An 18,859-nucleotide genomic window follows, 5' to 3' on the forward strand; every position below is an offset into this window, starting at 1 on the left:
GCAGGTCGCTACAGTGCAGCCCGTGATGGGGAGGATCGGGACCTTGCGTCCACAGGTGGACTGGTGGCCCCGATCCCGGCGGCCGGTGCCGACCACCGGGCGGTGCGGGACCCGGCCCTGAGCGGCCGCGTCCGGCCCGGGCCGCTGCGTGCGGGCGACCGGGTGGCGGTCGTGGCGCCGGCGGGTCCCGTGCCCGCGGACCTGCTGGCCGCAGGGCTGGCGGTGCTGGAGTCCTGGGGTCTGCGGGCCACGCCGTGCTTCGCCGCGGGGGGCCGGGACGCGCGGCTGCCCTACCTCGCCGCCGACGACGCCACGCGGGCGGCGCAGCTGCAGCGCGCCTGGTGCGACCCGGACGTCGACGCCGTGCTCTGCGCCCGCGGCGGGTACGGCGGGCTGCGCGTGCTCGACCACCTCGACCGGGACGCGATGGCGGCCGCCGGTCCCACGCTGTTCGTCGGGTCGAGCGACACCACCGCCCTGCACGCCGTGCTCGGGCCGCGGTGCGGGCTGGTCACGCTGTTCGGGCCGATGATCGCCACGGCGGCCGTCACCGACGACCCGGCGGCGCGGGAGGGCCTGCGCCAGGCGCTGTTCGAGCCGCCCGCGGTGCTGCACGGCGGCCCGGACGCCCGCGCGCTGGTGGGCGGGCGGGCCCGCGGGACCACGGTGGGCGGCACCCTGAGCCTGCTGGTCTCGGGCCTCGGCGTGCCCGGCGTGCCACGGCCACCGGACGGCGCGATCGCGCTCCTCGAGGACGTCACGGAGGCGCCGTACCGGATCGACCACTTCCTCACCCACCTGTTGCGCGCGGGCTGGTTCGACCGGGTGGCGGGCATCGCGCTGGGCTCGTGGAAGGACTGCGGGCCGCCCGAGGAGGTGCGCGACGTCGTGCTCGACCGGCTGGGCGGCCTGGGCGTGCCGCTGGTGGAGGAGATGGGCTTCGGCCACTGCAGAGGCCAACTGACGGTGCCGCTGGGCGCGGAGATGGAACTGGACGCAGAAGCCACCACCCTCCGCGCCGTGCACGCCTAACGATCGATGGGGGCGGGGAGGGCGCCTAGCAGCAGTTTTGTGTATGCGTGCTCCGGGTTCAGCAGGACCTGTTCCGTCGGGCCTTCCTCCACGATCCGGCCCTCGTGCATCACCGCCACGCGGTCGGCGATCGTCCACGCCAGGCCCAGGTCGTGGGTGATCACCAGCGCGCCGAGCCCCAGCGTCTCGCGCAGGCGCACGAGCAGGGCCAGGATCTCGCCGCGCACCGAGGCGTCCAGGGACGCGACCGGCTCGTCGGCCACCAGGAACCGCGGCGCCAAGGCCAGCGCACCTGCGATCACCACCCGCTGGCGCTGGCCACCGGACAACTCGCTGGGCAGCGCGGCGAGGTAGCGCTCCGGTGGGCGCAACTCGGCCTGGTCGAGCGCGGCGGCCACCAGCTCGCGCTCGTCGCCGGGCAACCGGTGCACCCGGGGACCCTCGGCGACCGCTTCGGAGACGGTGTGGCGCGGGTTCAGGGCGCCCGTCGGGTCCTGGAGCACGAGCTGCACCTGGCGGCGGTAGGCCTTCAGCCCCTTCGCCGTGCGGGGCAGCGGCTCGCCCTCGAACCGCACCTCGCCGCCGTCGGGCCGCTGCAGCCCGAGCAGGCAGCGCGCCAGCGTGGTCTTGCCCGAGCCGGACTGCCCGACGAGCGCGACGATCTCGCGCGCCCCGAGCGTCAGCGAGATGTCGTCGACGGCCTGCACCGCGCCGCCGCCGCGCACCGGGAACCGCACGCTCAGCCCGTCGGCCTCCAGCACGGGCGGGCCGGGGTCGGCCCCGGCCACCACGCGCCGGGACGCGGGATCGCCCACGGTGGGGAACGCCGCGGCGAGCGCGCGGGTGTGCGGGTGCGACGGGCGGCGGATCACCGAGCCGGACGGCCCGCTCTCGACGACCTCGCCGTGGCGCATCACGGCGACGCGGTCGCAGCTCGCGGCGAGCACCGACAGGTCGTGGCTGATCAGCACCATGCCGATGCCGCGGTCGGCGACCAGGGCGCCGAGCTGCTCCAGCACCTGCTGCTGCACGACGACGTCGAGTGCGGTGGTCGGCTCGTCGGCGATCACGAGCTGCGGGTCGCAGGCCAGCGCCATCGCGATCATGACGCGCTGCCGCTGCCCGCCGGACAGCTCGTGGGGGTAGGCCGCCGCGGCGCGCTCGGGCGGCAGCTCGACCTGGGCGAGCAGGGCCGCGACCCGGGCCGGCACGTCGGCGCTGCCCGGGTGGTGCAGGTGGATCGGCTCGGCGATCTGGTCGCCGACCCTGCGCACCGGGTTCAGCGAGTGCATCGCGCCCTGGAACACGATCGAGGCCTGCGCCCAGCGCAGCGCCCGCAGCTTCCCCCAGGACAGCGCGCCGACGTCCGAGCCGGCGACGAGGACCTGGCCGCCGATCCGGGCGGAGCGGGGGAGCAGGCGCAGTGCGGCCATGCCCAGCGTCGTCTTGCCGCAGCCGGACTCGCCGGCCAGGCCCAGCGTCTCCCCGGCGTGCAGGGCCAGCGAGACCCCGCGCACCGCGGGCTCGTCACCGCGGGCCGTGCGGTAGGAGACGGTGAGGTCCTTGTACTCCAACAGCGGCGCGGTCATCGGCGCGGTCATCGGCGTGCCGCCAGCGCCGGGTTGAGCACGATCTCGAGCGCGCGCCCCACGAGCGTGAAGCCCAGCACCACCACGACGATCGCGAACCCGGGCGGGAGCAGGTACCACCAGGCGCCCGCGGTGATCGCCCCGGAGTCGAGCGCGGACTTCAGCATGCCTCCCCAGGACACGACCGTCGGATCACCGAGGCCGAGGAACGCCAGCGTCGACTCGGCGATGATCGCGCTGCCCACGGCCAGCGTGGTGCTGGCCAGCACCAGCGGCAGCACCGCGGGCAGCACGTGGCGGCCCAGCACGTGCAGGTGCCCGCCGCCGAGCACGTGCGCGCGTTCGATGTAGGGGCGCGCCTCCACGGTGAGGGTCTGCGCGCGCACCAGCCGCGCCGTGGACGGCCACGACGTCAGCCCGATCGCGACGATGATCGTCAGGACGCCGCGCTCCAGCACGGTGGACAGCACGATCGTGAGCACCAGCGAGGGCAGCACCAGGAAGAAGTCGGTGAGCCGCAGCAGCAGGGCCGAGAGCCAACCGCCGAAGTGCGCGGCGACCATGCCGACCAGCGTGCCGATCACCACCGACAGCAGCGCGGCCGAGACCCCGACCAGCAGCGAGATCCGCGTGCCGGTCAGGGTCAGGGCGAGCACCGACAGCCCGTTCTCGTCGGTGCCGAGCGGGAACGCGACGCTCGGCGGCTCGAGCACCCCGCCGGTCGCGGTGATGACCGACAACGCCTCCGCCGGCACGAGCAGCGGCGTGGCGAGCGCGACCAGCAGCACCATGAGCAGCCCGGCCGCCCCGACCACACCCGGCGGCTGCGCCAGGTAGGAGCGGGCGAAGCCGGCGGCGGCCGCCCTCCTTCGCTGCCACGTGATGGCCGCCGTCACGTCGCACGCACCCGCGGGTCGAGCAGCCGGTAGCCGAGGTCGGCGAGGACGTTCATCAGCACGACGGCCACCGACAGCGCGATCAGCGTGCCCTGCAGCAGCGGGATGTCGGGCACCGCGAGCGCCTGGTAGGTCAGCAGGCCCAGGCCCGGCCAGGAGAACACCGTCTCCACCGTGACGGCGCCCGCGATCACCAGCCCGACGTGCAGGAAGATGATCGTGACGGTCGGCAGGAGCGCGTTGGGCACGGCGTGCCGGCGGCGCACCAGGTCCTCCCGCAGGCCCTTGGCCCGGGCCGTCGTCAGGTAGTCGGCCGTCATCTCCTCCAGCAGCGAGGAGCGCATCACCATCAGGTACTGCGCGTAGACCACGGCCACCATCGTCAGGCTCGGCAGCACGAGGTGGTGCGCGACGTCCAGCACCGCGGGGAGGAACCCCTCGACGCCGCCGGGGGAGGTCATGCCGCCGGTGGGGAACAGGTCCAGCCCCACGGAGAACACCATCAGGGCGATCAGGCCCAGCCAGAACGTCGGCACCGACCACAGCACCAGGGCCGTGCCCGTGGCGAGCCGGTCGAAGGTGCTGCCGTGCCGCCAGGCCGCCCGGCTGCCCAGCCACAGCCCGAGCGCCACGGCGATGACCAGCGCCGTGCCGGTGAGCAGCACCGTCGGGCCCAGCCGTTCGAGGATGATCGTGGTGACCGGGCGGCTGTAGACGTAGGAGGTGCCCAGGTCGCCGTGGGCGAGGTCGACCACGTAGTCGACGAACTGCAGGGGCAGCGGCTGGTCCAGGCCGAACTCCGCGCGCAGCCGCGCCAGCTGCTCGGGGTTGCCCGGGCGGTCCCGGGTCATCGTGCGCACCGGGTCGCCGGGCAGCACCCGGAACAGGAAGAACCCGAGCACGACGATCAGCGCGATGCTGACCAGACCGCCGCCGAGCGTGCGGGCGACGAACGCGCCGGTCCCGCGCCCGCGTCCGGACGGAGGTGGCGCGCGGTCGACGGGAACGGCGGTGGTGGGGAGTTCGGACACGGCTACTCGCGCTCGTCGCGGCCGCGCCGCCGGTTCCGCGTGACGAGGAACGCGCCGCCGCCGGCCACGACGACGGCGGCCGCGACCACCGCGGCGATCGTGGCGCCGCTGCCGCCCCCGGAGTCGCCGGCCGCACCCGCCTCGTCGGCGGCGACCGGGGTGGCGCCGTAGTAGCCCCAGTAGCCGGTCTGCCCGGTGATGACGCCGCCGTCCTCGGGCTGGGTGACGAAACCGGTGAAGCGGTCGGCCCGGTAGGCCTCGAGCAGCGTGTCCGAGGTCAGCACGATCGCGTGGACGTCGTCGTAGAGCAGCGACTGCATCTGCTGCACCAGCTCGCGCCGCTGCCCCTCGTCGACGGCGGCCCGCTGCGCGGCGTAGAGCTGGTCGTAGGCCGGGTTGCAGTACCCGGAGTCGGACTTCGACGTGCCGTTCACCGCGCACGTCTGCTGGGAGAGCATGTCGTCCGGGTCGGGGTTGACGCTCCAGCCGCTCACGGCGAGGTCGAAGTTGCCGGCCACCGTGGCGTCGTCGATCTGGTTGGACGACATGATCTGCGGCTGCACGCCGACGCCGACGGCGCCGAACCAACCGGCGAGGAACTCGAGCAGCTGCGGGTTCGTGGCCACCTGGTTCCCGGCGATCAGCCGCAGCGAGAGCGGTGTGCCGTCGGGGCCGACGCGGACGCCGTCGGGCCCGGGGCGGTAGCCGGCCTCGTCGAGCAGCGCCTTCGCCCGCTCGGGGTCGTGGTCGCGGCGCTGCCCGTCGGACGGGGTGAACGTCCAGTCCGGGTAGACCGGCGGGATGAGGCCGTGGATCACCTCCGAGTGGCCCTGCTTCACGCGCTCGACGACCGCGTCCGGGTCGACGGCGTGGTGCAGCGCCTGGCGCACCCGCAGGTCGCGCAGCGCGGCGTGGCCGTCGCCGAACGGCTGCCCGTCCACGCCGCTGGGATTCGACCAGTTGGCCAGGATCTCGGTGAAGCGGCGGTTGCGGCCGTCGTTGCGGGCCACCGTGTCGTTGCCGGCCAGCGAGTCGTACTGCGCGGGGGTGAGGTCGCGGACCAGGTCGACGTCGCCCTTGAGCAGGCCCTGCACGGCCGCGTCGGTGTTCTCGTAGCGGACGAACTGCACCGTGTCGACCTTCGGCCGGCCCCGCCAGAACCGGTCGTTGGCGCTGAGGGTGACCGACTGGCCCTCCTGGTAGCCGGTGACGACGTACGGGCCGCTGCCGACCACCGGGAGCTCTTCGGCGTTGTTCAGCGTGCCGATCTCGGCGACCCGCCCGGCCCAGACGTGCTCGGGCACGATCGGGACGTCGGTGGCGAGGATGGAGGCCTGCGGCTGCGTCGTCGTGATCTGCACGGTGCGGTCGTCGACGGCGGTGACGGAGGCGAAGTTCGAGACCGCGGAGCCGTTGGCGTCCTGGGCGGCCGGGTTGGTCATGATCTGGTCGTAGGTGAACGCCACGTCCCGCGCGGTGATCGGCGTGCCGTCCGACCACTGCGCGTCCCGGAGGTGGAAGGTCCAGGTCAGCGCATCGGGCGAGGCCTCCCAGCGCTCCGCGAGCCCGGGCTGCACGGCGTTGTCGGGGCCCACCACGGTGAGGTTCTCGTAGTTGAGCCGGTTGATCTGGGTGGAGGACAGGAACACCGCGACGAACGGGTTCAACGAGTCGATGTCCTGGGTGAGCGCCACCCGCAGCGTGGCGCCGGGCGCCGGTTGCGCCTGCCCGACGCCGGCCCCGGACAGCGCGAGCGCTGCCGCGGCGAGCACCGCGGCAGCGGACATGACGGATCTGCGGACGATTCCCCCGAGCATCGCTTCCCCCCGATCGGCCCCGCAGCGCTGCGGCGGTGGGGGGAAACCAACCACCGCGCCGGGATGGCGTCAATGGGTAACCCGCCGATAGCGTGGCGTGACATCACGAAGATCACGGGCGGGGTGGTGCGGGTGCCTACGGCTGATCCGTCGGATGGCGTCGCCGAGCTGTGCGCGGCGCTCGTGCGCATCGACACGACCAACCGGGCGTCCGGCGACGCGGAGGGGGAGCGGGAAGCGGCCGAGCTCGTGGCGTCCGTGCTGGCCGACGAGGTCGGGGTCGAACCGCGCGTGCTGGAGTCGGCGCCCCGGCGGGCCAACGTGGTGGCCCGCGTCCCGGGCGAGGACCCGGCGTTGCCCGCCCTGTTGGTGCACGCGCACCTCGACGTCGTCCCGGCAGACCCCGCGGGCTGGTCGGTGCCGCCGTTCTCGGGGGAGGTCCGCGACGGCTACGTGTGGGGCCGCGGCTCGGTCGACATGAAGGACATGTGCGCCACCGTGCTGTCCGCGCTGCGTTCCTGGCGCTCGCGCGGGACGGCGCCGCGGCGCGACCTGGTGCTGGCCTTCGTCGCCGACGAGGAGACCGGCGGCGAGTACGGCGCCGGGTGGCTCGTCGACGAGCACCCGGAGCTGTTCGCGAACTGTGGCGCCGGCATCGGGGAGGGCGGCGGGTACGGCCTCGGCGTCGACGGGGTGCGGCTCTACCCGGTCGGCACCGCCGAGCGCGGCACGATGCACCTGCGGCTCACGGCATCCGGCCGGGCCGGGCACGGTTCGCGCCCCAACGCGGACAACGCGGTGGTGGCGCTGGTCGCCGCGCTCGCCCGCATCGCGGCGCACCGCTGGCCCGTGCGGTTGACCCCGACGGTGCGCGAGTACCTCGTGCGCACCGGGGAGGCGCTGGACGTGCCCGTGGACCTGGGCTCCGACGCCGCGGTCGACGCCACCGTCGCGCGGCTGGGCGGGGCCGGCGCGCTCGCTGCGGCGGTGGTGCGGCCCAGCACCACGCCCACCGTGCTGTCGGCAGGCAGCGCGGTGAACGTCATCCCCTCCACCGCGGAGGCGCTGGTGGACACCCGCGTGCTGCCCGGCGGCACCGAGGAGGTGCTTGCGGCCGTCGACGAGCTGCTCGGCCCGGACGTGCGGCGGGAGTTCCTCACGTACGGGGAGCCGGTGCAGGCCCCGTTCGACGCGCCGTGGTTCGCGGCGATGACCGCGGCGCTGCGGGCGGAGGACCCGGACGCGGTGGTGGTGCCCTACTGCCTGGGCGGTGGCACCGATGCGAAGGCCTTCTCCACGCTCGGCATCCCCTGCTACGGCTTCGGCCCGCTCGGCCTGAGCACCGATGACGGCTACGACCACCGCGCGATGGCCCACGGTGTGGACGAGCGGGTCCCGGTGGCCGCCCTGGAGTTCGGCGCGCGGGTGCTGGACCGGTTCTTGCGGGAGGTGTGAGCCGGTCGGTTCGTCGGCTCGTCCGAGATCCGGCCATCGGTTTGTGCTGTTCCGACGAAGGCGGGCGGGCGCGGGATGGCGACAATCGCTACACACCGCAGCCAGGGAGGTCTGATGGAGCCGGGTACCGGTAGTTCCACCGACCAGTCGTGGACGCCCTCCCGGGTCCGCCGGACCGCGTCGGCCACCGTCGGCCTGCTGATGGCCGTCTGGGTGATCGACTATGTCGACCGGACGATGGTGGCGATCGCGCTCCCCTTCATCGGGGAGGAGTTCGATCTCAGCAAGACCGAGCAGGGCTGGCTGGTCACGACGTTCGCGCTGGCCTACCTGGTCTTCCAGGTGCCGGGCGGCATGCTCGCCGACCGCTTCGGCGCCAAGCGTCTGCTGCTGGTGTCGCTGCTGCTGTGGTCGGCGTTCACCGCGCTGACCGGCGCCATGTGGGGGTTCTTCGCGCTGGTCGCGGTGCGCGGGCTGTTCGGGGTGGCGCAGGCGCTGTTCCCGGGCGCGTCGTTCAAGGCGCTCGCCGAACGCACCACACCGGACCGGCGGGCCACCGCGGCGGGCTCCATGCTGGCGTCCAACTCGCTCGGCGCGGGCCTCGCGCCGCTCGTGGTGGCTCCGGTGCTGCTGGCGTTCGGGTGGCGCGACACCTTCTGGATCGTGGCGGGCGCGGGCGCGCTCGTCGGCACGCTGCTGTGGGCGCTCCTGCCGCGGCCGCTCCCGGCCCGGCTGTCGGAACCCGACACCGCCGACGACGCCCCGGCGCCCGGCATCGCGAGGGTGCTGCGCTCGGCGGCGGTGTGGAAGTTCGCCGCCCTGTTCTGCGCCACGAACATGCTCGTCTACGGGCTGATCACCTGGGTGCCGAGCTACCTGATCGAGGAGCGGGGCATCTCGCTGCTGGGCACCGGTCTGGCCACCGCGATCCCGAGCCTGGTGATGACGGTGACCACGTTCGTCGGCGGTGTGCTGTTCGACCGCTGGTTCTACTACCGCGCCCGGGTGCTGGTGATCCCGGTGCTGCTGGTGGCCGCCGTGATGCTGCTGCTGATGCTGCGGGCCGGCAGCGCCGTGGAGTTCACGATCTACCAGACCCTCGCCATGGGCGTCGCCGGGCTCTCGACGATGAGCGTGCTCGGCATGCCGGTGCGCGCGCTGCCCCGCGCGGTGATCGGTTCCGGCATGGGCGTGGTCAACGTGGGCGGCCAGGTGGCCGGGGTCGTCGCGCCGGTCCTGATGGGGTTCCTGGTCGACCGGTTCTCCTACACCGCCGCCTTCGGGTTCCTGATCGGCACCACGGTCCTGGGTGCGCTCATCGCCACCTGGGTGCCGCAGCGACCGGAGCGGTTCGAGCTGGCGGACGGGCCCGCGGGCCCGGCGACGTGAAGCGGAGGCACATGAACACGACCTACGACCTGGTGCTCGCCGGCGGGCGGGTGATCGACCCGGAGACCGGCCTCGACGCCGTGCGTGACGTCGGGATCTCCGGCGACACGATCGCCGCCGTCAGCGCGGAGCCGCTGGAGGGCCGGACGCGGGTGGACGTGTCCGGCCTCGTGGTCGGCCCCGGGTTCGTCGACCTGCACAACCACACCGACGACATCGCCGGCCAGCGGCTGCGCGCCCTGGACGGCGTCACCACCGCGCTGGAGCTCGAAGCCGGGGTGAGCCCGGTGGAACCCGCCTACCGCGCGGCGGCCGCGCAGGGCCGCCCGATCAACTACGGCTACTCGGCGTCGTGGGCCGCGGTGCGGATGGAGGTGGTCGCCGGGCTCGAGCCCACCGCCGACATCGACGGGTTCATGGCGAACATCGGGCGCGCGGAGTGGCAGCGCGAGGCGAGCCCCGCGCAGGTCGAGCGGATCATGGGGCGGTTGGAGGAGGAGCTCGCCGCGGGCGCGCTCGGCGTCGGCATCCTGGTCGGGTACGCGCCGCGCGTCGGGCCGCAGGAGTACCTCGCCGTCGCCGCGCTGGCCGCGCGTGCCGGTCGCCCGACCTACACCCACGCCCGCGAGCTGATCGAGCAGGACCCGACCACGCCGGTCGACGGCGCCGAGGAGATCACCCGCGCGGCCGCGGAGACCGGCGCGCACATGCACTACTGCCACGTGAACAGCACGTCGGTGCGCCACGTGGACCGCGTGCTGGCACTCGTGGAGAAGGTCCGGCGCGAGGGCGCGCGGGTCACCACGGAGGCCTACCCCTACGGCAGCGGCATGACCGGGATCGGCGCGGCGTTCCTCGCCCCCGAGCTGCTGCACCGCCGCGGCCTCACCCCGCACTCCATCGGCCACCTCGGCACCGGGCGCCGGATGGCCGACGAGGCCGAGCTGCGGGCCATGCGCGAGTCCGACCCCGGCGGCGCCGCGTTCGTGCACTTCCTCGACGAGTCCGACCCGGAGGCGTTCGCGCACGTGGAGCGCGCGCTGGCGTTCGACGACGCGGCGGTCGCGAGCGACGCCTCCCCGCTCCTGTGGCGCGGTGGCGAGCCGGACCCGCTGCGCTGGCCGCTTGCGCCCGACGCCGTGACGCACCCCCGCACCGCGGGCACCTACGCCCGGACGTTCCGGATGCTGGTACGCGAGCGCGGCCTGCTCGACGTGGCCGAGGCCGTCCGCCGCTGCACGCTCGTGCCGGCCGAGGTGCTGGGTGCGGGCGTCCCCGCGATGCGCCGCAAGGGCCGGATCCAGCCCGGGTGCGACGCCGACGTGACGGTGTTCGACCCCGCCACGGTCACGGACCGGGCGACGTACGAGGACACTGCAGCCCCTTCGACGGGCTTCCACCACGTGCTGGTGGCCGGGGAGTTCGTGGTGCGAGACGGGAAATTGCGAACGGACGTCCTCCCCGGCCGCCCCGTCCGCGCCTGAGGTGCTCAGGGCGCCGTGAGCCGTTCGCCCAGGCGGGGGACCGCTCCCAGCAGCTGCTGGGTGTACTCGTGTTCCGGCGCACCCAGCAGCTGCTCCGTCGGGCCCGTCTCGACCAGCTCGCCGCGGCGCATCACCGCCACCTCGTCGCTGACGTAGCGGACGAGGGCGAGGTTGTGCGAGATGAACAGCATCGTGAGCCCGAGCTCGTGGCGCAGTTCGCGGACGAGGTTGAGGATCGAGCCCTGCACCGAGACGTCGAGGGCGGAGGTGATCTCGTCAGCGATGATCACCTCCGGCGCGGCGGCCAGCACCCTCGCGAGCGCGATGCGCTGGCGCTGCCCGCCCGACAGCGCGCCCGGCCGGGCCGCCGCCAGCGCCGGATCCAGGTGCACCAGGTCGAGCAGCCGCTCCACCTCGGCCGCCCGCGAGCGCCGGGTGGCGGCCACCGGGCCGACGCGGTCCCGGTTGGCGGTGAGCGCCTCCTCGACCGAGCGCCCCACCGGCATCCGCGGGTCCAGCGACGAGTACGGGTCCTGGAACACCATCTGGACGCCGCGCCGCCGCCCGCCGCGCCGGCCGCGGGCGCGGGTGACGTCCTCCCCGCCCAGCAGCACCTGGCCCGCCGCCACGGGGGTGAGGCCGATCGTCGCGCGCGCCAGCGTCGACTTCCCCGAGCCGGACCCGCCGACCAGGCCGACGACGGTGCCGGTGGGCACCACGAGGTCGACGCGGTCGACGGCGGTGACGCGGTGGCGGCCGGAGCCGAACTCCACGGTGAGCCCGCGGTACTCGAGGGTGGTCACGAGGTGGCCTCCAGGGACGGTGACGCTGCCGGGCCGACCGGGCCGACCTGCGGGTGCAGGCACGCCACGCGGTGGCCGGCGGCGTGGGGCTCGAGCGGCGGCACCTCGTCCGCACAGCGGTCGGTGGCGTGGGCACACCGCGGCTGGAACGGGCACCCGGGCGGGCGGGACCCGGGGTCGGGCGGCCTGCCGGTGATGGTCGCCAGGGGGAGGGCGCGGTCGGCGTCCATCTGCGGCACCGACGCCAGCAGCGCCCGGCTGTAGGGGTGGGCGGGTCCCGCGACGAGCGTGCTCACCGGGAGCTCCTCGACGATGCGGCCGCCGTACATCACCAGGACCCGGTCGCACACGCTCGCCACCACGGCGAGGTCGTGCGAGATCAGCAGGAGGGCGGTGCCGTGCTCCTCCCGCGCCCGCTGCAGCAGCCGCAGCACCTGCTGCTGGACGGTGACGTCGAGGGCGGTGGTCGGCTCGTCCGCGATGATCAGGCGCGGGCCGGCCATCAGCGCCATGCCGAGCATCACGCGCTGGCGCATGCCGCCGGAGAACTCGTGCGGGTAGCGGCGGGCCCGCCGGCGCGGGTCGGGGATCGCGACGTCGGCGAGCCGCTCGACCGCGCGCTCGTGGGCCGCCCGGCGGGAGCTGCCCAGGTGCTCCTCGGCGACCTCCGCCAGCTGCCGCCCGATCCGCAGAGCCGGGTTGAGCGAGGTGAGCGGGTCCTGGAACACCATCGCCAGGTCCGTGCCGAGCACGCGGCGCAGCGTCCGGTCCGGGACGTCCCGGATCTCCTGCCCCGCGACGGTCAGGGCGGTGGCGGTGCGGACGGCGCCCTGCGGGAGCAGGCCGGCCGCGGCGAGTGCGGTGAGGCTCTTGCCGGACCCGGACTCGCCGACGATGCCGACGGCCTCGCCCTCGCGCACGTCGAAGGAGACACCGGAGACGGGGACGGTCCACGCGCCCGAGCGCGGGAACGCCACACGCAGGTCGCGCACCTGCAGCACCGATCCGGACGGGTCCGGCGGTGCGGCCGGCGGCAGGGCCGGGAGGCGCGGGAGGCGGCCGTGCGAGGCGGTGGCGCGCAGCCCGATCGCGGCCGCCGCCGCCTCGCCGAGCAGGGTGAAGGCCAGCCCGGCGAGGACGACGGCCGCCCCGGGCGCCAACGCTGCCGCCGGGTTGAGGTAGATCCGGTTGAGGCCTTCGCCCAGCAGGCTGCCCCAGTCGTAGGAGGGTTGCTGGACCCCGAGCCCGAGGAAGGAGAGCCCGGCGAAGGCGAGCAGCGCGTTCCCGGCACCGAGCGCGGCGTTGACCACCAGCGGTTCGGCGATGTTGGGCAGCACGTGGCGGACCAGCAGCCGGGTCCGGCCCACACCGAGCGCCCTGGCCGCCGCCACGTAGTCCTGCCCGGCCACCGATGCGGCGAGCGTCTGCGTGAGCCGGGCGAACGGCGGCGCGATGGCGAACCCGATCGCGAGCACGGCCCCCTGGGACCCGACGCCGAAGACGACGGCGAGGAAGATCGCGAGCAGCAGCGCGGGGAAGGCGACGGCCAGGTTCACCGCGGCGACGACGAGACGTCCGGCCCGGCGGCCGAGCACGGCGGGCAGCGCCCCCAGCACCACGCCGGACAGGACACCGATCGCGGTGGCGAGCAGGGCGAGGCCGAGCGAGGTGCGGGTGGCCACCAGCACCCGGGCGAGCACGTCGCGTCCCAGGCCGTCGGTGCCCACGAGGTGCTCGGCCGAGGGTCCGTCGCGCAGGGCGTCGACGTCGATCGCCTCGGCGGCACCACCCCAGACCGCAGGGCCGATGATCGCGAGCACCACGAGCGCCAGCACCGCCGCCCCGGCCGAGGCTCCCAGCGGTGTGCGCAGCAGACCTGACCAGCGCGATCCCACCCCTCAGCCCTCCCGGATCGTCGAGCGGGGGTCGAGCAGCGCGAGCAGCACGTCGACGACCAGGTTGACCAGCAGCACGGCGACCCCGTAGACTAGGACGATCCCCTGGACGAGCGGGTAGTCCTTCTCGGTGATGGAGCCGACGATCGTCGTGCCCAGGCCGGGCCAGGCGAAGATGTTCTCCACCAGCACGGTGCCCGCGATCAGCCCGGACAGCAGCAGCCCGCCCACGGTCAGCGCCGCGGTGAGCATGTTGGGCAGGGCGTGGCGCAGGTGGATCAGCCGCGGGCGCAGCCGTTTGGCGCGGGCGGTGCGGATGTAGTCCTGCCCGAGCACGCGCAGCCCCTCCACCCGGACGATGCGCGAGAGCGCGGCGGCCGGTGCCACCGCGAGGGCGATCACGGGGAGCACGAAGGACTCCGGCCCGGACAGCCCGGCCACCGGCAGCACGGTGAAGGTGACGCCGAACAGGAACACCAGGCCGACGGCGATCAGGAAGTCCGGGATCGCCGCCAGCACCCCGGTGACCCCGGCGAAGGCGAGCTCGCCGCCGCGGCGCCTTCCGCCGTGGGTGGCGATGGCGGCCACGATCCCGAGCGGCAGCGCCACGACCATCGTCACCACGAAGGCCGCGACGCCGAGGCCCGCGGTGGCCGGCAACCGGTCGCCGATGACCTGCGCGACGGGGAGCCCGGAGACGGTGGACGTGCCGAGGTCGCCGCGCAGGAGCCCCCACAGGTGGCTCGCGAACTGCACCGGGAGCGGTTGATCGAGCCCGAGCGCCCGGGTGCGTTCCTGGATGAGCTCCGGCGAGGCGGTGATGCCGAGTGCGGCGCGGACGGGGTCGCCCGGGATCAGGTGGATCATCGCGAAGGACGCGGTCACCAGCACCAGCACGGACACCAGCAGCCTGCCGGTGCGGCGCACGGCGAACTCGAGCCACGGGCCGGCCCGGCGCGGGCCGGTGAGCCGGGGGGACCCGGCGAGCTCGGTCATCGCCCCAGAGTGGTGTGGAGCACTCCGGGAAGCATCGTCGCCGACGACGAAGAATGGACTCCTGGTCGGTGGTGGCCGCACAAGACCCGCGCGCCCGACCCGATTCGGCGCCACGCACGACCGGGCCCGTCGATCTCGGTCGGTTTCGACGATGCGCGCGCCCGGCGCGATCCCCAGGCTGGGCGGAACCCGCCGCGGCCGGCCTGGAGGAGACGATGAGACGCGCCCCGATCCCGTCCCTCGCCGCGTGCCTCTGTGCGCTCGCCCTGCTGGCCACGGCCTGCGGCGGCGCCGACCGGTCGGCAGGCCCGCCGGTGGACGGGGCCACCTTCACCTACGTGATCAGCGCCGACCCGGGCAACCTCGACCCGCACCAGACGGTGCTGTCGGTGACCAACGACTTCAACACGCTCACCTACGACACCCTGGTCGCCTACGACGCCGACAACGAGATGGTGTCGGGCATCGCCGGGTCCTGGGAGGCCGACGCCACCTCCGCCACGTTCACCCTGCGCCCGGACGTGGTCTGCGACGACGGCACGCCGATGACGGCGTCGGTGGTGCAGGCGAACTTCGACTATCTCAAGGACCCGGCCAACGCCTCGCCGCTGATCGGGACGACGTTGCCGCACCGGGACTTCACCACCACGGCCGACGACGCCGCCGGCACGGTGACGGTGACCATGGCGCGGCCCTACGGCTTCCTGCTGGAGGCGGTGGCGACCCTGCCGATCGTCTGCCCGGCGGGCCTGGCCGACCGGGAGCTGCTGGCCAGGGGGTCCGCCGGGACGGGCCCGTTCACCCTGACCGAGGCCGTCGCGGGCGACCACTACACGCTCGTGCGCCGGGAGGGCTACACCTGGGGCCCGGGCGGCGCGTCCACCGACGCCGCCGGTTTCCCCGACCGCGTGGTGGTGCGCATCGTGGACAACGAGGCCACCGCCGCGAACCTGCTGCTCGCCGGCGACGTCAACGCGGCGGCGATCACCGGCGTCGACCAGGAGCGCCTGCGGGTGCGGGGGATGTTCGAGTCGTCGACCGACCGGATCACCGGGCAGCTCTGGTTCAACCACAAGCAGGGCCACCCCGGCAGCGATCCCGCGGTGCGCCGCGCGCTGACGCTCGCGCTCGACCTGCACGAGCTGCGGATGGTGATGACCAGCGGGCTCGGTTCGGCGCCCACGGCCATGGCGGTCCTGGAGCCGCGCGGCTGCACGGGCGACACCGTGGCGGGCACGCTCCCCGCCCAGGACGTCGAGGCGGCGCGGCGAGCGCTCGACGAGGCGGGCTGGACGGTCGGCGCCGACGGCACCCGGTCGCGCGACGGCACGCCGCTGACGCTGCGGCTGCTCTACAAGAGCGGGTTCGACGACCTGTCCGCGGGCATGGAGCTGCTGGCGCGCCGGTGGCAGGAGAACCTCGCCGTCGTGGTCGAGAGCCAGGCCATGACCGACACCGGGATCATCGAGGCGACGTTCGGCGGCGACGCGTGGGACGTCGCCAACCTCCCGCTCAACGCCTACCTGCCGGTGACCATCTCGCCGTTCGCCACCGGGGCGCTGCCGCCCGAGGGCTCGAACTACACGGCGATCGACAACCCGCTCTACACCGATCTGTCGGCGCAGGCCCAGGTCACCGCAGGGGAGGCGGGCTGCGAGTTGTGGAACCGCGCCGAGGCCGCCCTGTTCAGCGCGTTCGACGTGGTGCCGATCGCGCAGGCCCCGAGACCGGTGTTCGGTAGCGGCGCGCGGTTCGGCAGCCGCGGCGGCGCCGTGATCCCCACCAGCATCACGATGCCGGCCGGCTGAGCAGGAGAGGAGACGGCATGCCCAGCGCAGCCCCCACCCCCGAGCCGTCCGGGCCACCCGATCCGGCCGAGCGGGTCCGGGCCGTCCTCGAGGCCGCCGACGCCGACGGTGCGGTCCACGTCCGCCGGATCGGCGGCCCGCAGCGGTTCGCGCTCGCGGCCGACCGGCCGGTGCCGAGCGCGTCGGTGTTCAAGATCCTCGTCCTCCTGGAGTTCGCCTGCCAGGTGGCCGCGGGCACGCTCTCGCCCACCACCCGCATCCGGGTGCCTGCCGACGAGCGGACGATGGGCCCGACCGGCCTGTCGGTGTTGCGCGACGACGTCGAGATGTCCGCCCGCGACCTGGCCGTGCTGATGATGCAGATCAGCGACAACACGGCCACCGACGTCGTGCAGCGCCTGGTGGGCACCGCGTCCGTCGCCCGCAGGGTGGCCGCTCTCGGCCTCACCGCCACGGTGGTCGAGCACGACTGCCGCGACCTGCTGGCCCTGCTGGTCGACGAGCTGGGTGGTGCTCCCGACGTCCTCGACACCCTCCACGCGCTCGACACCGACGAGCGGGCCCGCGTGCTCGCCGCGAGCCCGTCCCTGCGCGCCGAGTGCGGCAACCGGACCACCGCCCGGGAGATGACGGCGCTGCTGGAGCTGATCTGGCGCGACGAGGCCGGGCCCGCGCAGGCCTGCGCGGAGACGCGCCGCGTGATGGGGCTGCAGCACGCGCCGCACCGGCTCTCCACCGCCTACGCCGACGGCCCGGTGATCAGCGGGAAGACCGGCACGCTGGTCGGCGTCCGCAACGAGGTCGGCGTGATCGACTTCGGCGCGGGGGAGCAGTACGCCGTGGCCGTGTTCCTGCGCGGCCGCACCCACGCGCAGCGCGACCCTGCGGTCGACCGCGCGATCGGTCAGGTGGCCCGGATCGTCGTCGACGCGCTGCGCACGCCGGCCTGATCGCTCACCCGGCACCACCCGCGTGGCGCAGCAGGCGCAGCTGCAACATGGCGGCGAAGCGGGTGTCGGCGTCGTCGAGGTCGAGGTCACCGATCTCGGCGATGCGCCGCAGCCGGTAGCGGAAGGTGTTGGGGTGCACGTGCACGGCGGCCGAGGCCGCGTTCACGTCGCCGAAGGCGTCGAGCCACGCCTCCAGGGTGCGCACCAGGCGGCTGCGGTGGGCGCCGTCGTAGCGCAGCAGGCGCCCGACGGGCCCGGACTGCTCGTGGCCCTCGGCGGCGTTGAGGTCGGCCAGCCGCAGCAGGAGCGACTCCACCTGCACGTCGGCGGCGCGCGCCACCCGCCGTGAGGTCGTGCCGCCCTGCAGCACGCGCAGCGCCCGGTCGGCGTCCTCGCGGGCACGCGTGAGCGTCGCGACGTCGGTGGCCACGCGGCCCACGCCGACGAACCCGGGCGCGCGGTCGCCGGTGCGCTGCAGGAAGCCCGACGCGATGGCGACCACGCGCTCCTCGCCGGCGTCGACCGCGTCCGGCGGCACCGGCACGATGCCGTAGGCGACCCCGCGGATGGCGGCGACGACCGCGTCGGGGTGCAGCGCGGACAGGTGGACGGCCAGCGCGTCGGCCGCGCGCTGGCGCTCGGTCTCGCGGCGGGCCAGCGCCAGCGTCTCGGGCTCGCCGCCGGGCTCGGGCAGGCCGAGGGCGAGCACGACGAGCGGCCGGTCGGCCAGCCCCAGCCGGGACAGCGCGTCCCCGGCGCCCGGGCCGCCCTCGAGCGCGGTGGCCACCAGGTCGGCCACCAGCCTCCGTTCGACGTCGGCGCCGGCGCGCATGCGCAGCAGGTGCAGGGCCACCAGCTTGGCGGCGTCGACGAGGCTCTGCGCCCGCGCGGGGGAGAGCGCCGCGGGCACGGCGGCCCAGATCGAGCCGAGGATCTCGTCGCCCGCGCGGACGGCGACCGCGGCCCGCCCGAGGGAGACCTCGGGCATGCCGAGGTCGTCCGGGCTGACGAACACCGGGCCTTCGCGGGTGTAGAGGCGGCGGAACGCGCCGCACTCCTCCAGCCTGCGCATGTAGCGGTCCGGCACCTGGCGCCCCAGGATCGTCTCGATCCGGCTCTCGTCGGCCTCGTCCTGGCGACCGGAGAAGGCCAGCAGGTGGGAGCTGCGGTCCTCGATGGTGACCGGGGCGTCGAGCAGCGCGCCGATCGCGTTGGCCAGGGCGAAGAGGTCACCGGCCGGCACCCCGCCGAGCGATTCCGGTTCCGCGCCGGCGGCCAGGGCGACGTCGCCCTCGCCGAGCAACGCGCGCAGCAGCGCCGCCAGCTGGTTCCAGGTCGCGCCCCGGGTGAGCCCGAGCAGCACGGTGCCGGTGTCGGCGGCGAGGGCGCCCAGACGGGGGTCGACCGGCACCGGCGCGCGCACGACCAGCCCCGCGCCGCCCTGGTCGGCGACGTGGCGCAGCAGCGCGGCGATCTCCTCGCCGCCGGTGACCCCGACCGCGAGGACCAGGGCCCCGGGCGGCAGCACCGGCTCGTCGGTGGGGTCGTGGATGACCACGCCGCCGATGCCGTGCGCGGCGGCCGGGCCGTGCGGGTCGCCGGCCGCCACGTCCAGCAGCGTGGTGCCCAGCCGATCGAGCACCCGACCGAGGCTGGCCCGGGCCGGCGACGGCGCCCCACGTCCGTTCCGGTCACGATCCACGACGCCACCGTA

Annotated in this window: 14 protein-coding genes; 6 read left to right on the top strand and 8 right to left on the bottom strand. The window is 74.8% G+C overall.

Annotated features, from left to right (window positions below; all coding sequences use genetic code 11):
• The first annotated feature begins 63 nt into the window (after window positions 1–63).
• Window positions 64–1,032 (top strand): LD-carboxypeptidase, encoded by a 969-nt coding sequence (locus CFP66_RS14425; protein ID WP_369805049.1) that lies wholly within the window; start codon window positions 64–66, stop codon window positions 1,030–1,032.
• Here the strand turns inward: CFP66_RS14425 and nikE are convergent.
• From nikE to CFP66_RS14445, 4 genes are read right to left on the bottom strand one after another with little or no spacing between them, the layout of a single operon-like run.
• Entirely contained in the window at window positions 1,029–2,621 is a 1,593-nt protein-coding gene (gene nikE, locus CFP66_RS14430) for an ABC transporter ATP-binding protein (protein ID WP_233159425.1), read from the bottom strand. The two genes, CFP66_RS14425 and nikE, sit on opposite strands and share 4 nt — an antisense overlap.
• Window positions 2,622–2,629: 8 nt before the next feature.
• Window positions 2,630–3,517 carry an ABC transporter permease gene (locus CFP66_RS14435; protein WP_094924091.1) on the bottom strand — a complete coding sequence of 296 codons (888 nt, stop codon included), beginning with the start codon at window positions 3,515–3,517 and terminating at the stop codon, window positions 2,630–2,632.
• Complete coding sequence (locus tag CFP66_RS14440) at window positions 3,514–4,548, bottom strand: ABC transporter permease (RefSeq protein WP_094924093.1); 1,035 nt, start codon at window positions 4,546–4,548, stop codon at window positions 3,514–3,516. The genes CFP66_RS14435 and CFP66_RS14440 overlap by 4 nt, the downstream gene beginning before the upstream one ends.
• A 2-nt stretch (window positions 4,549–4,550) precedes the next feature.
• Window positions 4,551–6,335 carry an ABC transporter substrate-binding protein gene (locus CFP66_RS14445; RefSeq protein ID WP_158228105.1) on the bottom strand — a complete coding sequence of 595 codons (1,785 nt, stop codon included), beginning with the start codon at window positions 6,333–6,335 and terminating at the stop codon, window positions 4,551–4,553.
• Between the two features lie 162 nt (window positions 6,336–6,497).
• Between CFP66_RS14445 and CFP66_RS14450 the strand changes: the two genes are divergently transcribed.
• The 3 genes from CFP66_RS14450 (at window position 6,498) to CFP66_RS14460 (ending at window position 10,693) form a co-directional block, all read left to right on the top strand.
• A complete protein-coding gene (locus CFP66_RS14450) occupies window positions 6,498–7,820 on the top strand; it encodes a M20/M25/M40 family metallo-hydrolase (RefSeq protein ID WP_233159426.1) in 1,323 nt (440 codons plus the stop codon).
• Between the two features lie 114 nt (window positions 7,821–7,934).
• Window positions 7,935–9,209 carry an MFS transporter gene (locus tag CFP66_RS14455; RefSeq protein WP_094924101.1) on the top strand — a complete coding sequence of 425 codons (1,275 nt, stop codon included), beginning with the start codon at window positions 7,935–7,937 and terminating at the stop codon, window positions 9,207–9,209.
• Window positions 9,210–9,220: 11 nt separating this feature from the next.
• On the top strand, window positions 9,221–10,693 hold the full coding sequence (locus CFP66_RS14460; protein WP_094924104.1) for an amidohydrolase family protein: 1,473 nt from the start codon (window positions 9,221–9,223) through the stop codon (window positions 10,691–10,693).
• A gap of 5 nt (window positions 10,694–10,698) precedes the next feature.
• On the opposite strand, the gene CFP66_RS14465 is transcribed toward CFP66_RS14460, so the two are convergent.
• From CFP66_RS14465 to CFP66_RS14475, 3 genes are read right to left on the bottom strand one after another with little or no spacing between them, the layout of a single operon-like run.
• On the bottom strand, window positions 10,699–11,496 hold the full coding sequence (locus CFP66_RS14465) for an ABC transporter ATP-binding protein (RefSeq protein WP_094924106.1): 798 nt from the start codon (window positions 11,494–11,496) through the stop codon (window positions 10,699–10,701).
• Window positions 11,493–13,391, bottom strand: a complete 1,899-nt coding sequence (locus CFP66_RS14470; protein WP_233159427.1) for a dipeptide/oligopeptide/nickel ABC transporter permease/ATP-binding protein — start codon at window positions 13,389–13,391, stop codon at window positions 11,493–11,495. The genes CFP66_RS14465 and CFP66_RS14470 overlap by 4 nt, the downstream gene beginning before the upstream one ends.
• Before the next feature lie 3 nt (window positions 13,392–13,394).
• Window positions 13,395–14,387: an ABC transporter permease gene (locus tag CFP66_RS14475; RefSeq protein ID WP_094924108.1), complete on the bottom strand. Its 993-nt coding sequence runs from the start codon at window positions 14,385–14,387 to the stop codon at window positions 13,395–13,397.
• Between the two features lie 215 nt (window positions 14,388–14,602).
• Here CFP66_RS14475 and CFP66_RS14480 point away from each other — a divergent pair, with 215 nt between their 5' ends.
• Together CFP66_RS14480 and CFP66_RS14485 are read left to right on the top strand one after the other, a co-directional pair.
• The gene (locus CFP66_RS14480; RefSeq protein ID WP_158228106.1) at window positions 14,603–16,195 is read left to right on the top strand and encodes an ABC transporter substrate-binding protein; all 1,593 of its coding nucleotides are present in this window, start codon (window positions 14,603–14,605) and stop codon (window positions 16,193–16,195) included.
• Between the two features lie 17 nt (window positions 16,196–16,212).
• The gene (locus tag CFP66_RS14485; RefSeq protein ID WP_094924112.1) at window positions 16,213–17,145 is read left to right on the top strand and encodes a serine hydrolase; all 933 of its coding nucleotides are present in this window, start codon (window positions 16,213–16,215) and stop codon (window positions 17,143–17,145) included.
• A 4-nt stretch (window positions 17,146–17,149) separates the two neighbouring features.
• Here CFP66_RS14485 and CFP66_RS14490 read toward each other — a convergent pair whose 3' ends face one another.
• Window positions 17,150–18,847 (bottom strand): CdaR family transcriptional regulator, encoded by a 1,698-nt coding sequence (locus CFP66_RS14490; RefSeq protein WP_094924114.1) that lies wholly within the window; start codon window positions 18,845–18,847, stop codon window positions 17,150–17,152.
• Window positions 18,848–18,859 lie beyond the last annotated feature (12 nt).

This window comes from Pseudonocardia sp. MH-G8, assembly GCF_002262885.1.
In the GTDB taxonomy this organism is placed as follows: domain Bacteria; phylum Actinomycetota; class Actinomycetes; order Mycobacteriales; family Pseudonocardiaceae; genus Pseudonocardia.